Genomic DNA, 13788 nt, shown 5'->3' with positions numbered 1-13788 from the left:
TATATGACGGCACCTCAATACTCTGTCCCGTTGCTGACGAGTTCGGTACTGATTTGCACGCGAGGAATTCGTCCCAGAAAAGGCCGAAGCCCCGGACACATGGCGTGCCGGGGCTTACAGCGGAGGGTACTGAATGCGGTTTAGTACGGGCCGTTCACGTTGTCGATCGACCCGTACCGGTCCGCCGCGTAATTGCAGGCGGCCGTGATATTGGCGATGGGGTCGAAGCTGTCCAACGACGTGCCGGGCACGTGGTAGGCGTCGAACGTGGGGCCGATGACCTGCAGCAGACCCTTGGACGGGGTACCGGCGGCAGCGTTGGAGTCCCAGTTGTTGGTGGCAAGCGGGTTGCCGGAGGACTCGCGCATGATGTTGCGGTGGATGCCCTCGTACGAGCCGGGGATGCCACGCTGGGCCATGATGTCGAGCGACTCCTTGATCCAGCCGTCGAGGTCATTGGTGTACGTCTTCTTCGCCGGGGCGGCGGCGGGCTCGGCGGCCGCCGCGTTCCCGCGCTCGGAGCGGTCCGCCCGCTCGGCGGACGTCCTGGAGGCGTCCGACTTCTCCGCGGCCTGGGCCGGGGCCTTCTTACCGAGGGTGAGCTTGAGACCGGGGTGGATCAGCCGCGGGTCGTCGCCGAGAGCGCTGCGGTTGTCCTCGTACAGCTTCTTCCAGCCGCCGCTCAGCGAGTGCTCTCGGGCGATCTTGGAGAGGGAGTCGCCCGCGGTGACGACGTAGGTCTTCGGGGCGGCGGCGGGCTTGGCGGCTGCGGCAGGCTGCGCCGCACTGGCGGCGGTAGCGCCGAGCATCGGGAGTGCGAGCACGGCCCCGCCGGTGCTTGCGGCGGCGATGCCCCGGGTGAGGGAGCTGGACTTGGGGCGGCGGTGCTTACCCTTTGCAGGCATGACGAATTCCTCTCCGTCGCCTACGAGGTGAGCTGTCGGGTTCGGACGGGAGATGTCCGGCCACACTGTGAATGCGACTTCACCCCGAGCCGTTCCGGATTCCGGATCGGCGGCTTACCTGGGTCCCCCGCTCCTGCCGTGCGTGAGTGTGTGAGTGGAAGGGATTCCGGACAGCGGCAGGATTCGGCGTTCCATCCGGATTGACGGTGACGTTAGGCGAGAAAGTGCGGCCGAAACAAGACCAGAATTCACATAGGGAATGCGCACCTCTTGTCCGTGGTGATCGAAAGCTCTCGCACCCTTTGATCGAAAAGCCCAACTTTCTTTGCGTGGAACGGAAGTACGCTCGGCGACTCCCGGAGCCGCACTCGTTGCCCCTGTGACCCATTTCACGGATTGGAGTGCGGGTGGAATGCGGATCGACGGCCTGCCAGAGCGCGCTATTCCGCATGAGTATCCCGCAATACAGACAGCAATTTATATAAGCCATCAATGATGCGAAGAAGGTTGGTTTCGTCAGAAGACGGACACTGGGTGGTGTCGACGCATCACGATGGGCGAGCGTTGCTCCAGCACTGGCTGCGTTGGGTCGATCCCGGTGAGAACGCCCCGGTCAGGGGCTGATCCCAACCAGGTTGCACCGCTATCTGCGCCGACTAGCCGCGCCGACCCTGGATCATCGACAACAGCATCCCGTGAGTCTCGGCGTCCGCAGCCGCCACGAGCCCGCGGCCTGCGTGTCCGATCGGAGCGCCGTCGACTCCGGAGACGACGCAGCCGACGGCCCGGCACAGGGCGATGCCGGCGGCGAAGTGCAGGCTGGCGGTCAGGTCACCGCCGTCGGTGACGTACGCGGCGCGCTTGCCGGCGGCGACCCAGGCCAGCGCCAGCGACGTGGACACCACCCGCGGCCGGAACCGTTCGACGAAATCAGGGTGGGCGAGCAGGTTCACGGCCCGGAATCCCGGCGCGCTCGGAAAAGGCGGATCAAGGTTCACGTCGACCAGCTGGGTGCCGGCCGTCGGCGCCAGCAACGTGTCGCTCCCGTCGCGCCGAACCCAACCGGTCGCACCGTCGGTGAAGAAGACCTCGCCGCTGAACGGATCGGCCACCGCGGCCGGGCCATGGCGCAGGGCCACGTTGACGGCCACCAGCATGTTGCCGACGGCGTAGTTGAGCGTGCCGCACAAGGGGTCCACGAGCCACTGGCGGGCCGCGTCAGCCGCACCTCGCTGCCCGCCCTCCTCGCCGTGCACCGCGTCCTCGGGCCGCGCCGCACGGATGACGCCGAGGATCGCCTCCTCGGCAGCCACATCGGCGTCAGTGGCGAAGTCCCCGGCACCCTTGTCGATGCGGGTGTGCCGCTGCCCGTACCTGGTGTGCACGGCCTGCGCGCCGGCGAGCGCCGCGGCTATCGCGACCTCGGTATCGTCAAGCCCCGGACTCGAGTTGATCATGCGGTGCAGAGTATCGGGGCAATGCCCGCTCCGTGCGCTGAGCCAGCCGACAGGTGCCGGGTCTCCGCACTCATCGTCCCGCTCGACCGCTGTGGCGCAGCGCTATGAGTGGTTGTCGCCGCTGGGCAGTTCGTTGTGGCCCTCAGTCCAGTTGTTGACCCACCCGCACACCCCGCAGGCGTAGCGGCCGTTGACGCCCGACACCTCGGTGCCGCATCGGCGGCAGTCCGTCGTGGTTATCTCCTGGGATTCCAGGAACGCCATGGCCAGAGTCTGGGGGAGGTCGGACGACATGCCTCGACCCTATCCGTTGGGGCACTGGCTACCCCTCGCGCGGGTTCCAGGGACAGTGCGGTGCCGTGATGATCCGGACAAGGACGGCGGCCAGTCGTCAGCATCGCTACGCCGGCACTCCGCTAACGGGCGAATTGATCACACTTGGGGGCATCGATGGATGTACTGACGCTTCTGGCAAGCGACTATCCGTTCTGGAGTGCAATGCGTACCCGTAATCTCCCCCTCGCCCTGGGGCTTGCTGCCGCCGCTCTGGCCGGCGGCGCCGGCCAGAGCGGCCGCCATCGGCGACGACACCGGCACCACCTCGCTCAGCGGCAACGGTGCCGAGCAGACGTTCGGCAACAGCGCCACCGCGGGGAATCAGAGTCCGCAGGCGAGCCTGGTCGAGGGCTCGTTGAACAAGCTGTGTGCAGGTGTTCCCGTCAAGGCGAACGTGGGCGCCCTCGTCGGCATCCTCGTGCCGGTCGCGGTCCAGGACATCCCGGTCCTCTCGGCCCCGCAGAACCAGCAGTGTGCCGACAACTCCACGCAGGCCAAGCAGGACGAGCCGCTGTCGCACATCCTCAACGACATCCCGGCGCTGTCGGGCAACGGCGTGAACAACCACTGAGCTGACGCCCGCAGAGCGCTGCAGAGGGCCTGAGCATCCGGCTTCCCTCGGCTCGCTTCGGCGTCAGCAACTAGTGTCGCTGGCATGGTCGAACACGATGCCCTCAGTGCCACCCGCGATGGATACGACGCCGCCGCCCACACCTACGCGGATCTGTTCCGAGACTCGCTGCGCGAGGCTCCCCTGGATCGCGCGATCTTGGGTGCCTTCGCCGAATCCGTCAGTGCGAGTGGGGACGGCCGGGTCGCGGACCTGGGGTGCGGGCCCGGCCATATCACCGCGTATCTCGCCGAGTTGGGGCTTTCGGCCTCCGGCGTTGATGCCTCCTCCACGATGATCGAGTTGGCTCGACAGGCCTATCCGGGCCTGAAGTTCGACGTGGGCTCGATGGCCGCGTTGGACATCGCCGACGGCGAGCTGGGCGGCGTACTCTCACGTTGGTCCATCATCCACACTCCGCCTGAGGAACTTCCCGCCATCCTGACCGAGTTCCATCGTGTGCTGGCACCCGGCGGTCACTTGCTGCTCGGCTTTTCGGCGAACGATGACCCGTCGCACCCGACGCAGGTCTTCGATCACTCGGTCGCGCCGGCCTACCGGTGGTGGCCTGATCACCTCGCCGCGCTGCTGCGCAAGTCCGGCTTGGACGAGGTGGCCCGGATGGTCCGCGAGCCTCAGCCCACAGACCGGCGGCAGTTCCAGGCGATTCACCTGCTCGCCCGTAAAGCCTAGGCGGGCCGGGCTGGCCACCGCGCTTCCGTACACAACCGATGAGTTTCGCCTGGCTGCCGCGTCTACAGATCAGGAACGTTTCCTTCCGCACCTGCGGGAGGCCGAGACGAGACGGCATGGAGCGTGCACACCGTGGCTGAGGACAACGTGAGGGCAACCCTGACTGTCGCCGCGTCCGCCGCGAGGGTGTTCGCGGTGCTGGCGGACCCGACGACGCATGCCTCAATCGACGGCACCGGCTGGGTCCAGGAAGCCGCCGACCGGGCACCGCTGAGTGAGGTGGGGCAGGTTTTCCGGATGGACATGTATCACGCCAACCATCCGGACGGTGACTACCGGGTGGCCAACAAGGTCCAGGTGCTCGACCCGCCGCGCGCCATCGGCTGGATGACGGGGGAGGAGAAGGAGGACGGTCGCCTGGAGTTCGGCGGCTGGTTCTGGCGTTACGACCTAGCGCCGCTCGGTCCGTCCGAGACCGCCGTCACGCTCACCTACGACTGGTCGGCGGTGCCGCGGTACATCCGGGATTACCTCCAGTTCCCGCCGTTCGGCCCCGAGCATCTCACCAACTCGCTGCACCATCTGGCCAAGCTCGCCGCCCCGGCCGCCGGCTCCTGAACGTCCACGCCTACGGATTAGGCTGCCTCCGGAGTCGGTGATCACGCGCCTGCACGCGCTCATCGGCCCACGACTGGAAGCACGGGAAGAAGGAGGCGGCGTCGGATGGGCGGAGACGTTCTGCGCTGGAACGAATACGACAGCATGCCGTGGAAGAACGGCGGCGGCTTGACCCGCGAGGTCGCGTCCGGCGATGTGCGAGAGCCCCTGGCCTCGGCGCAACGCGCTGACGGCTTCGACTGGCGGGTGAGTGTCGCGGACGTGGACGCGGGCGGCCCCTTCTCTCCGTTCCCGGGGGTCGACCGTGTGATCACCCTGGTCGAGGGCGAAGGCATGGTGCTGACCGTGGACGGGGCCCCGCACCCGGTAGAGCCGTTGAGCCCCTTTGCCTTCTCCGGCGATGCGGCGACGGACTGTCGGCTGGAGTCGGGTGCGGTGCGCGACATGAATGTGATGACCCGCAGAGGCCGGGCGACGGCACAGGTGCGGATTGCCACCGTCGCTGCCGCTCAGGGGACGGAGATGGCGTGTGCCGCGGGCGAGACGCTGCTCGTGATGGCCACCACCGAGGGGATCGCTGTCGGCGGACCGGACGGGGCGGAGACCGCGCTCGGCCGTCTGGACTGTGTACGTCATGAAGGTGCGGGGATGCTGACACTGCGGGGCGACGGCACGGTGGCGGAGATCAGGATCACCGCGGCACGCTGAGAGGGCCGTCCACCCCGCCGAGCACCTCATGCGCGGCCGCGTCGTAGACCTCCGCTCCGGCTCGTGTCCCGGCTCGTGTCCGCACGACGGCCGCGGGAACCCGCCGGCCCGCCTGCCAACCGCGGGCCGGTGAGGGGACGGATTGCCGGGGTCGGCTGGCCCCATCCCTCCCTCTGGACAATCCCGTCACTCGGTGCTGAGATGCCAACTGCCCCTGTTTCCCACGTTGTAGAGCACGTAGAGCACGCGTACACCTCAGTTTTCCAACGTTGTAAAGCGCCCAGCACGGCAGCCACCAGCGACCACGGACAACGACGGGACGGTACTCATGACGCATCTCGGCCGACGCCACTTCCTCCTGAGCTCCGGCGCGATCACCCTCGGCGCGGCCGGCGGGACGGTCGCCGTCACCGGCCCCGCCGCGCAGGCGGCGACCGCGGCGCGCGGCGGCCTGTACGGACCGAACGCCGCACCCCTGGCCCCCACCGCGTTCCAGAAGCTTCCGCTGGGCAGCGTCACCGCGCGCGGCTGGCTGCGCGGGCAGCTCGATCTCCTGCTCGGCGGGCTGTTCGGGCGGTACGCGGAGGTCTCGCACTTCCTCGCGTTCGACGACTCCGGCTGGGTGCACCCGGACAAGGCCGGGTGGGAGGAAGTGACGTACTGGCTGCGCGGATACGTCGACCTCGCCGCGCTCACCGGAGACCGCACCGCCCTGGCGGAGTGCCGCCGGTGGATAGACGCGATCATCGCCACCCAGGAAGCGGACGGGTTCTTCGGCCCGAGAAGGCTTCGTACGCAGCTGAACGGCGGCCCGGACTTCTGGCCCTACCTGCCGCTCCTTCAGGCGCTGCGCTCCCACGAGGAGTTCACCGGGGACGAGCGGATCCTGCCGTTCCTGCTGCGGTTCCTGCGCTTCATGAACGCGCAGGGCTCCAGCGCCTTCGACTCCAGCTGGGTCTCCAAGCGATGGGGCGACGGGCTCGACGTCGCCTTCTGGGTCTACAACCGTACCCAGGAGAGTTTCCTGCTCGAACTCGCCGACAAGATGCACACCCACGGCGTGGACTGGGCCGGCGGCGTCGCCGACTGGCACAACGTCAATGTGGCGCAGGGTTTTCGCGAGCCCGCCCAGTACGCCCTGCGCTCCGGCAAGGCGGCCCACACCCGGGCGACGTACCGCAACTACGCGACCGCGATCGGGACGTACGGACAGTTCCCCGGCGGCGGTTTCGCAGGGGACGAGAACTCACGTCCCGGCTTCAGCGATCCCCGGCAGGGCTTCGAGACCTGCGGGACCGTCGAGTTCATGGCCAGCCACGAACTCCTCACCCGCATCACCGGCGACCCGGTCTGGGCCGACCTGTGCGAAGAGCTGGCCTTCAACCTGCTCCCCGCGGCGACCGACCCGGCCGGATCGGGCGTCCACTACGTCACCAGCGCCAACAGTGTCGACCTCGACAACACCCGTAAGACCCAAGGGCAGTTCCAGAACGGGTTCGCGATGCAGGCCTTCCAGCCGGGCGTCGACCAGTACCGCTGCTGCCCGCACAACTACGGCATGGGCTGGCCGTACTTCACCGAGGAGCTGTGGCTCGCGACTCCGGACCGTGGCTTGGCGGCGGCCATGTACGCACCGTGCCGGGTCACGGCGAAGGTCGGGGACGGCACTTCGGTCACGATCACCGAGGACACCGACTACCCCTTCAAGGAGACCGTCACCCTCACCCTGGACATGGACGAGCCGGTGCGCTTCCCGCTCCGGCTGCGCATACCCGGCTGGTGCGACACACCCCAACTCTCCGTCAACGGACGGAAGGCGAAGGCCCCGAAGGGGCCTGCTTTCGCCGAGGTCGAGCGCACGTGGCGCGACGGCGACCGCATCACCCTGCGGCTGCCGCAGCGCACCGCCGTGCGCACCTGGAAGAGCGGCGCCGTCAGTGTCGACCGCGGTCCCCTGACGTACTCCCTGCGCATAGGCGAGTCCTACGAGCGGTACGCGGGCACGGACGCCTTCCCGCACCAAGCGGTGCACGCGACCACTCCCTGGAACTACGCGCTCGCCCCCGACCCGAGTGATGACCTCTCCTTCACCGTCGACCCGGGGCCGTTGACACGCGACCCGTTCACGCACGAGGGCGTCCCGGTACGCATCCGTGCCCGCGCCCGGCGCCTGGAGGAATGGGTCGCGGACGACGAGCACGTGGTGGCACCCCTCCAGCGAAGCCCGGCTCGTGCCACCGGTGCGAAGGAAGAGGTCACGCTCATTCCGATGGGCGCGGCCCGGCTGCGCGTCACCGCCTTCCCCACGGCGACGCCCGACGGCCGCCCGTGGACGCCCGAGCCTCCCTATCGTCGGATCGAGAACCGGCACAGCGGCAAGGTCCTCGCGGTCGACGGCATGTCGCTGGACGACGGCGGGCGCGTGGTCCAGTTCGACGACTCCGGTACCGGCGACCACGCGTGGCAGCTCATCGACCGAGGCGAGGGGCGGTACAGCTTGCGCAACGGCTACAGCGGCAAGGTGCTCGGCATCGAGGATGCGTCAACCGCCAATTCCGCCAAGGCCGTTCAGTTCACCGACACCGGAGCCGCGCATCTGTGCTGGGAGCAGGTCGACAAGGGAGACGGCTGGTTCCTGCTCCGCAATCGGCACAGCGGCAAGGTCCTCGGGGTGGACGGCATGTCGACGGCCAACAGCGCGCAGGTCGTGCAGTTCGAGGACAACGGCACGGCGGACCACCTGTGGCGGGTGACCTGACAGAGATCAGGGTTTCAACGCAATGGCGCCGAACTGAGGGAGTACGGGAGCGGAGTTGGACTCAGCGCGCCATTGCGAGCAAGACACGAGGCCGGGGGAGACGAGATCCAGTCCGTCGAGGAATGAGCTGACCTCCGCGCGGCTGCGGGCGGTGATCGGCGGTGTGGCGTTCTCGTTCCAGAACTTCATGGCCTCGACGTTGCCCTCGCCACCGAGATCGGAATCGGTGGTGGGGTGGGTCAGGGCGAGCCAGCTGCCGGAGGGGACCGAAGCCATGATCCGGCGCACGATGTCCTGTGCCTCGCCCGTGTCGAGGACGAAGTTGAGGATGCCCAGCATCATGACCGCGACGGGCTGGTCGAGGTCGAGGGTTACCTGTGCGCCTTCGATGACGCCGTCCGGGTGGTGGACGTCGGCGTCGATGTAGTCAGTGACTCCCTGGGGGGTGCCGGTCAGCAGGCTGCGGGCATGGACCAGCACGATGGGGTCGTTGTCTACGTAGACGATCCGGGACTCGGGTGCGATCGCTTGGGCGATCTCGTGGGTGTTGTCCAGGGTCGGCAGTCCGGTGCCGATGTCCAGGAACTGCCGTACCCCACAGTCGGTGGTCAGGAATCGGACCGCGCGGCGCAGGAAGAGGCGGTCGGCGCGGGCCACGTCTCGGATCACGGGGAACATCGTGGCGACCTGGTCACCGACCTGCTGGTCGACCTCGTAGTTGTCCTTGCCGCCGATCCAGTAGTTCCACACGCGTGCGTTGTGCGCGACCCCGGTATTCAGCCTGCCCGACACGTCCGACGGCTGCTGGCTCTCACTCACGTCTTCCCCTTTTCTCGCTCACCCACGAGGTGTTCTGGGTGCACAGCCGCTGCGGCGGCAACGGATCGTGCTGATCGTGCTGCCATTGTCAGGCATGTGGATCACGACGTACGGAGATTCGGATGCTTGATGCGGAGAACGGCTCCTGGACTGACCGCGCTGCCGGCGGAGCGCGAGGTCATGACGCTGTTCGCCGAGCGGGTGCGGGAGCACGGCGGCGGGCCCGTCGCGGACGTGGGGTGCGGGGCCCGGTAGGATCACCGCCCCCCGGCGTTGGCCGCCCTGACCGGGGGAGTGCTGCTGGCGCGCCGTCAGTTGATGGTGGGCCCCCGCGGAGTGGCGGACCGGGCAGGGGTCCGAGGACCGCGGCTGCGTGCGCGCCGGGACGGTGCGTCAGACCACGGCGAGCCGGTCCACCAGTAGCTCCACCCGCGGCTCGATGTCCTCCGGCGGCAGTCGTCCCGCCCGTGTCAGCGTCGCGAGGCCGTGCAGGGAAGCCCAGAACACTTCGGTGAACAGCCCTGGGTGGACGCCGTCCCCGGCGACCTCGCTGAGGCTCTCCAGAAGGGCGGCGAAGGCGTCCTTCAACGGCTCGGGGGTGGTCTCCTGCGCGTACGCCAGGCCGCCGTCGAGCTGGAACAGGGCGTCGTAGACCGCCGGATGGCGTTCGGCGAAGGAGAGGTAGGCACGGGCCAGCGCGGTGACCCGGGCGTGCGGGCCGTCCGCGGCGGCGGTTGCGGCCCGCATCGCCACGGCCATCTCGGAAGCGCCCTGCAGAGCGACAGCGCCGATGATCTCGCGTTTGCCGCGGAAGTGGCTGTAGAGGACCGGCTGACTGTATTCGATGCGTTCGGCGAGCCGCCGGGTGGTGACCGCGTCCCATCCCTGCTGCTCGGCGAGTTCGCGGGCCGTGGCCACGATGAGGCGCTCGCGTTCCGTCCGTTCGCGCTGCTTGCGTTCCTTGACCGACATGATTCGATCCTAGCACTGCTAGACAATCGAGCGGCAGCAGTACTAGCGTTGCCTCATCAGCTAGCAGTGCTAGATCCCAGGAAGGGCCATCATGCTCAACGCACTTGAGGTCTTCACCACCGTGGTCGTCGGCGTGATGGTGGGGGTGGAGTTCGCCGTCTCCTTCTTCCTCACCCCGATCCTCAACGGCCTGCCCGGCGACAACGGCCTGCGCGGCCGCACCCACGGGGCCCGGCTGGGTGGCGCCGTGATGCCGTTCTGGTACATCACCTCACTCGCCCTGGTCGGGGTCTGGGCCATCGCCGGTTGGCGCCACGACGGCACCGGCCTCGTCGTCACCGCCGCCGCGTTGCTGATCGTCAGCGTGATCATGTCGATCCTGTTGCTCGTCCCGATCAACAACCGAGTCAAGACATGGACCGCCGGCAACCTGCCGGACGACTGGAAGGAGCAGATGACCCGCTGGGACCGCTTCCACTACATCCGCGTCGCCGTCATCATCGCCGCCTTCGCCCTGCTGGTCGCCGCCCTGGCCTGACGCCAAAGCCGCCCCGTCGTGCGCGGCCCGAGCAGGCCTCACGCGACGCGGCAAGCTCCACGAAGCTCATCAAGCCGACGAGGACTCGCAACTCGCAAGGAGAACAACGATGTCGCTGAAGAAGATCAACACGTTCCTGGTCGTCGCCTTCATCCTCTTCATCCTCTGGTTCGGGACGGAGTTCATCGTGCGCCCGGAGATGACGGCCCCGGGCTTCGGCCTGCCGAGCTGGCCGTCCGGCGACGGCGGCGGGTTTCTGGTCGTCAAGGGAATCCGCGACGTCGTCCTGGCCCTGGTCTTGGGCATCCTGCTGGTGACGGGTCACCGCAGGGCGCTGGGCTGGGTGCTGTTGGTGGAGGCCTTCGCCGCATACGGCGACATGGCCACCGTGCTGGCCCACCACGGCTCCGTGGCCACCGCGCTCGGCGTCCACGCCCTGACCGCGACACTGATGGTGGTCAACGGCCTGCTGATCATGCGCGAGACCCGCGAGGTCGAGGCCGCCCCAACAGCGCCCGCCCCGACAACGCCCTCCCCGCAGACCGCCTGACGCCTGCTCGGCGCGGCGTGTCGGGGGGATAGGCGGTGTTAACAGCTCACGCGGCCCGTCACCCCCCGCCGAACCGGAGGCGGGGGAGTGATCCGGACGCGTATCCGGATCGTCCAGGGTCCGGCCCTGCTGTCCAGCGGCGCAGCCACACCGCTCACGACCTGCACGACGCCCCCGAGGCCCCTCAGCCGGTGCGCACGGTGTGAAGGTAGCGGGCCAGAGCCAGCCCGCCGAGGCTCACGGCGATGAGCCCCACCACCAGGGCCACGATGCCTCCGCCCAGTCCGTTTCCGGTGCCGAGACCTCCCTCGGAGGTGGCCACGACCAGGCCACCGATGGCCATGCCGATCAGCCCCGCCGACAGGGCCGCACCGGCTCCCAGTCGCCCGGTGCCGGTGCCGAAGCGACCGGCCGGGCGGGCCAGGGCCAGCCCGCCGATGATCACGCCTGTCAGTGCGAGCACGGCCGCCGTGCTGGCCCCAAGGCGACCGGCGCTCATGGTGGTGACACTGGCGGCGGTCGGCTGGACGGAGGCGTGGGCGGCGGCCGGTGCCGCGAGGATGAACACTCCGAGGAGGGCGGCCGCGGCCACGGCAAGCGTCAGTCGGACCGGCCCAAGGGCTTCTGGTGAACTCATGTGTCTCTTCCTTCGTTCTTGTGCGTCTCGTCCACGGATTGGTTGTCGTCCGAGGATGTCCGCCGGGCACATCGCCGGTCGTCCAGCAGACGGAGACAGTTCGCACTGCTGCAGGTGGCGCAGCCGGGTGCTGCGAATACCACAGCCGTCGCAGCGGTACCGCGTGCGTGGTAGCCAACTCCTCGTCCCGAGGCGGGACTCGGCGGCTGCGTCCTGCGGTTAGGGTCCGCGTATGACCACAGAACGGTTCGGTGTCCGGGCCGATGTCAGGGACTGGGCGATCGCCGCCGGGGTGGCGGCGACGCTGCTCGTCACCGGAGTGTCGGAGCAGAGCTCGGCCGTGGGCGGCCTCGACCTGCTCGGCTACGGACTTCTGGCGACCGGTGGCCTGGCGCTGGCGGCGCGCAGCCGGGCTCCCGTTCCCGTTCTGGCCGTCTCCGGCCTGTGTGCGCTCGGCTACCAGGCGACCGGATTCGATGTGCCTGCCGTCGCGTTCCTGTTCGCGGTGTACGCGGCGGTCAGGGCGGGGCACCGCATCATCACCGCGGTGGCGAGTGTGCTCCTGCTGGCCGCTCTCCCGCTCGCCGCCCTGATTTCCCTGCGCGACATGAGCGAGGCGTTCGCGCAGGCCCGAGGGGCCCTGGAGATTGCCTGGCTGGTCGCCGCGGGCGCCGCGGGTGAAGCGCTGCGGCAGGCGGAGCGGCGGGCGGACGAGGCCGAGCGCACCCGGGAGGAGACCGCGCGGCGCCGCGCCGACGAGGAACGGCTGCACATCGCACGGGAGTTGCACGATTCGCTCACTCACCAGATCTCGGTCATCAAGGTGCAGGCCGAAGCCGCTGTGCATGTCGCCGACAAGCGGGGTGAGCCGGTTCCGGAGGCCCTGCTGGCGATCCGGGAAGCCGGTCGTGAGGCGTCCCGGGAACTGCGCGCGACCCTGGAGGCGCTGCGTGATGACGACAGCAGCCCGCCGCATGGACTGGACCGCGTCCCGGACCTGGTGGAACGGGCCCGGAACACCGGCCTGGACGCGACCCTGACGATCGAAGGCGATCGCCAGGGCCTCCCGGCGGCTCTTGACCGGACCGTCTACCGGATCGTCCAGGAGTCACTCACCAACATCAGCCGGCACGCCGCCGCCACATCGGCGTCGGTCCACATCGGCTACCGTCCGGATGCCCTGACCGTACGAGTCGACGACGACGGCACGGCGGCGCCGCCGAGCACCCCGATGCCTGGGGTGGGGCTCCTCGGCATGCGCGAACGCGTCAGCGCCCTCGGCGGCAGCCTGCGCGCGGAACCGCGTGGCCAGGGCGGCTTCAGCGTTCAGGCCGAACTTCCCATGGACCGCGTGTCGTGATCCGTGTCCTGCTGGTCGACGACCAGCCGCTCCTGCGCAGCGGATTCCGCGCACTCCTCGACGTCGAGGACGGCATCGAGGTGGTGGCCGAGGCCGCCGACGGGCAGGAGGGCATCGCGCTCGCAAGGCAGCACCTGCCCGATGTCGCGCTCATCGACATCCAGATGCCGGTCCTCGACGGCATCGAGGCGACCCGCATCATCGCCGCCGACCCATCCCTGGCCGGCGTGCACGTCGTCATCCTGACCAACTACGGCTTCGACGAATACGTCTTCGACGCGCTGCGTGCCGGTGCCGCGGGGTTCCTCGTCAAGGACGTCGTGCCGGAAGACTTCCTGCACGCCGTACGCGTCGCCGCCCGCGGTGACGCCCTGCTGGCACCGTCGATCACCCGCAAGCTGATCAACCGGTACGTCACCCAGCCGCTCCACACCGGCGCCGCCGAGGAACTGGCAGGGCTGACCAGCCGTGAACGCGAGGCCGTCACGCTGGTCGCGCGGGGCCTGTCCAACGACCAGATCGCCGCCCGCATGGTCATCAGCCCGCTGACCGCGAAGACCCACATCAACCGGGCCATGACCAAGCTCCACGCCCGTGACCGGGCCCAACTCGTCGTCCTTGCCTACGAATCCGGTTTGATCACCCCGAACGCTCGCTGATGCCGCCAGGCGCGGTGAGGCGAAGCCCCCCAGGCGCAGGCGCAGGCGCACTCACAGGCACAGGCGCACTCGCAGCCAGGCGGTCGGCGTTGAGGGCGTACGCTATCCGAGGCCGATATCGGAGCCCGATATCAACCGTTCCGGATGGCCCGATGGCCCGGATGGCCC

General features: G+C 68.8%; 16 protein-coding genes and 1 riboswitch. Of the genes, 10 read left to right on the top strand and 6 right to left on the bottom strand.

The genetic code is table 11. The annotated features are described in order from the left end of the window. Window positions 1–140: 140 nt before the first annotated feature. From AC5P1C_RS10410 to AC5P1C_RS10400, 3 genes are all read right to left on the bottom strand, one after another. Window positions 141–905: a transglycosylase SLT domain-containing protein gene (locus tag AC5P1C_RS10410; protein WP_493865435.1), complete on the bottom strand. Its 765-nt coding sequence runs from the start codon at window positions 903–905 to the stop codon at window positions 141–143. 2 nt (window positions 906–907) lie between these two features. After that, a riboswitch (cyclic di-AMP (ydaO/yuaA leader) is annotated at window positions 908–1064 on the bottom strand. A gap of 497 nt (window positions 1065–1561) precedes the next feature. Continuing rightward, window positions 1562–2362 (bottom strand): inositol monophosphatase family protein, encoded by an 801-nt coding sequence (locus tag AC5P1C_RS10405; protein ID WP_493865434.1) that lies wholly within the window; start codon window positions 2360–2362, stop codon window positions 1562–1564. A gap of 102 nt (window positions 2363–2464) precedes the next feature. Then, window positions 2465–2656: a hypothetical protein gene (locus AC5P1C_RS10400; RefSeq protein WP_493865433.1), complete on the bottom strand. Its 192-nt coding sequence runs from the start codon at window positions 2654–2656 to the stop codon at window positions 2465–2467. Window positions 2657–2894: 238 nt separating this feature from the next. Here AC5P1C_RS10400 and AC5P1C_RS10395 point away from each other — a divergent pair, with 238 nt between their 5' ends. The 5 genes from AC5P1C_RS10395 to AC5P1C_RS10375 all read left to right on the top strand — a co-directional run bounded on the left by AC5P1C_RS10395 (window position 2895) and on the right by AC5P1C_RS10375 (window position 8085). Next, window positions 2895–3269, top strand: a complete 375-nt coding sequence (locus AC5P1C_RS10395; RefSeq protein ID WP_493865432.1) for a rodlin — start codon at window positions 2895–2897, stop codon at window positions 3267–3269. A gap of 84 nt (window positions 3270–3353) precedes the next feature. Then, the gene (locus AC5P1C_RS10390) at window positions 3354–4001 is read left to right on the top strand and encodes a class I SAM-dependent methyltransferase (protein ID WP_493865431.1); all 648 of its coding nucleotides are present in this window, start codon (window positions 3354–3356) and stop codon (window positions 3999–4001) included. A 132-nt stretch (window positions 4002–4133) separates the two neighbouring features. Further along, window positions 4134–4619, top strand: coding sequence for an SRPBCC family protein (locus tag AC5P1C_RS10385; RefSeq protein WP_493865430.1), 486 nt, complete (start codon window positions 4134–4136; stop codon window positions 4617–4619). Window positions 4620–4724: 105 nt separating this feature from the next. Then, on the top strand, window positions 4725–5327 hold the full coding sequence (locus tag AC5P1C_RS10380) for a HutD/Ves family protein (RefSeq protein ID WP_493865429.1): 603 nt from the start codon (window positions 4725–4727) through the stop codon (window positions 5325–5327). Window positions 5328–5655: 328 nt separating this feature from the next. Continuing rightward, window positions 5656–8085, top strand: coding sequence for a beta-L-arabinofuranosidase domain-containing protein (locus AC5P1C_RS10375; protein ID WP_493865428.1), 2430 nt, complete (start codon window positions 5656–5658; stop codon window positions 8083–8085). Window positions 8086–8091: 6 nt separating this feature from the next. On the opposite strand, the gene AC5P1C_RS10370 is transcribed toward AC5P1C_RS10375, so the two are convergent. Continuing rightward, window positions 8092–8904, bottom strand: a complete 813-nt coding sequence (locus tag AC5P1C_RS10370; RefSeq protein WP_493865427.1) for an SAM-dependent methyltransferase — start codon at window positions 8902–8904, stop codon at window positions 8092–8094. A 126-nt stretch (window positions 8905–9030) separates the two neighbouring features. On the opposite strand from AC5P1C_RS10370, the gene AC5P1C_RS10365 reads away from it, so the two are divergent. After that, window positions 9031–9159: a hypothetical protein gene (locus AC5P1C_RS10365; RefSeq protein WP_493865426.1), complete on the top strand. Its 129-nt coding sequence runs from the start codon at window positions 9031–9033 to the stop codon at window positions 9157–9159. A gap of 138 nt (window positions 9160–9297) precedes the next feature. Here the strand turns inward: AC5P1C_RS10365 and AC5P1C_RS10360 are convergent, their stop codons facing one another. After that, window positions 9298–9876 (bottom strand): TetR/AcrR family transcriptional regulator, encoded by a 579-nt coding sequence (locus AC5P1C_RS10360; RefSeq protein WP_493865425.1) that lies wholly within the window; start codon window positions 9874–9876, stop codon window positions 9298–9300. 91 nt (window positions 9877–9967) lie between these two features. Here AC5P1C_RS10360 and AC5P1C_RS10355 point away from each other — a divergent pair, with 91 nt between their 5' ends. Continuing rightward, a complete protein-coding gene (locus tag AC5P1C_RS10355; protein ID WP_493865424.1) occupies window positions 9968–10414 on the top strand; it encodes an anthrone oxygenase family protein in 447 nt (148 codons plus the stop codon). Window positions 10415–10523: 109 nt separating this feature from the next. After that, window positions 10524–10964: a DUF4267 domain-containing protein gene (locus tag AC5P1C_RS10350; RefSeq protein ID WP_493865423.1), complete on the top strand. Its 441-nt coding sequence runs from the start codon at window positions 10524–10526 to the stop codon at window positions 10962–10964. A 184-nt stretch (window positions 10965–11148) separates the two neighbouring features. Here the strand turns inward: AC5P1C_RS10350 and AC5P1C_RS10345 are convergent, their stop codons facing one another. Next, on the bottom strand, window positions 11149–11601 hold the full coding sequence (locus tag AC5P1C_RS10345; RefSeq protein ID WP_493865422.1) for a DUF6223 family protein: 453 nt from the start codon (window positions 11599–11601) through the stop codon (window positions 11149–11151). Between the two features lie 232 nt (window positions 11602–11833). On the opposite strand from AC5P1C_RS10345, the gene AC5P1C_RS10340 reads away from it, so the two are divergent. Further along, window positions 11834–12961, top strand: coding sequence for a sensor histidine kinase (locus AC5P1C_RS10340; protein WP_493865421.1), 1128 nt, complete (start codon window positions 11834–11836; stop codon window positions 12959–12961). Beyond that, window positions 12958–13620: a response regulator gene (locus AC5P1C_RS10335; RefSeq protein ID WP_493865420.1), complete on the top strand. Its 663-nt coding sequence runs from the start codon at window positions 12958–12960 to the stop codon at window positions 13618–13620. Before AC5P1C_RS10340 ends, AC5P1C_RS10335 begins: the two co-directional genes overlap by 4 nt. The last annotated feature ends 168 nt before the right edge of the window (window positions 13621–13788 follow it).

The sequence above is a fragment of the Streptomyces sp. A18 genome, from assembly GCF_059026065.1.
Note: the sequence above shows the minus strand (reverse complement) of the source record. Positions and strands in the feature narration are given on the sequence as shown.

Excerpts from the sequence above, each read along its gene's own strand:
- AC5P1C_RS10405 (WP_493865434.1), bottom strand. The coding sequence starts at position 2,362 with ATGATCAACTCGAGTCCGGGGCTTGACGATACCGAGGTCGCGATAGCC.
- AC5P1C_RS10360 (WP_493865425.1), bottom strand. The coding sequence starts at position 9,876 with ATGTCGGTCAAGGAACGCAAGCAGCGCGAACGGACGGAACGCGAGCGC.
- AC5P1C_RS10380 (WP_493865429.1), top strand. The coding sequence starts at position 4,725 with ATGGGCGGAGACGTTCTGCGCTGGAACGAATACGACAGCATGCCGTGG.
- AC5P1C_RS10340 (WP_493865421.1), top strand. The coding sequence starts at position 11,834 with ATGACCACAGAACGGTTCGGTGTCCGGGCCGATGTCAGGGACTGGGCG.
- AC5P1C_RS10400 (WP_493865433.1), bottom strand. The coding sequence starts at position 2,656 with ATGTCGTCCGACCTCCCCCAGACTCTGGCCATGGCGTTCCTGGAATCC.
- AC5P1C_RS10345 (WP_493865422.1), bottom strand. The coding sequence starts at position 11,601 with ATGAGTTCACCAGAAGCCCTTGGGCCGGTCCGACTGACGCTTGCCGTG.
- AC5P1C_RS10390 (WP_493865431.1), top strand. The coding sequence starts at position 3,354 with ATGGTCGAACACGATGCCCTCAGTGCCACCCGCGATGGATACGACGCC.
- AC5P1C_RS10375 (WP_493865428.1), top strand. The coding sequence starts at position 5,656 with ATGACGCATCTCGGCCGACGCCACTTCCTCCTGAGCTCCGGCGCGATC.
- AC5P1C_RS10410 (WP_493865435.1), bottom strand. The coding sequence starts at position 905 with ATGCCTGCAAAGGGTAAGCACCGCCGCCCCAAGTCCAGCTCCCTCACC.
- AC5P1C_RS10350 (WP_493865423.1), top strand. The coding sequence starts at position 10,524 with ATGTCGCTGAAGAAGATCAACACGTTCCTGGTCGTCGCCTTCATCCTC.
- AC5P1C_RS10355 (WP_493865424.1), top strand. The coding sequence starts at position 9,968 with ATGCTCAACGCACTTGAGGTCTTCACCACCGTGGTCGTCGGCGTGATG.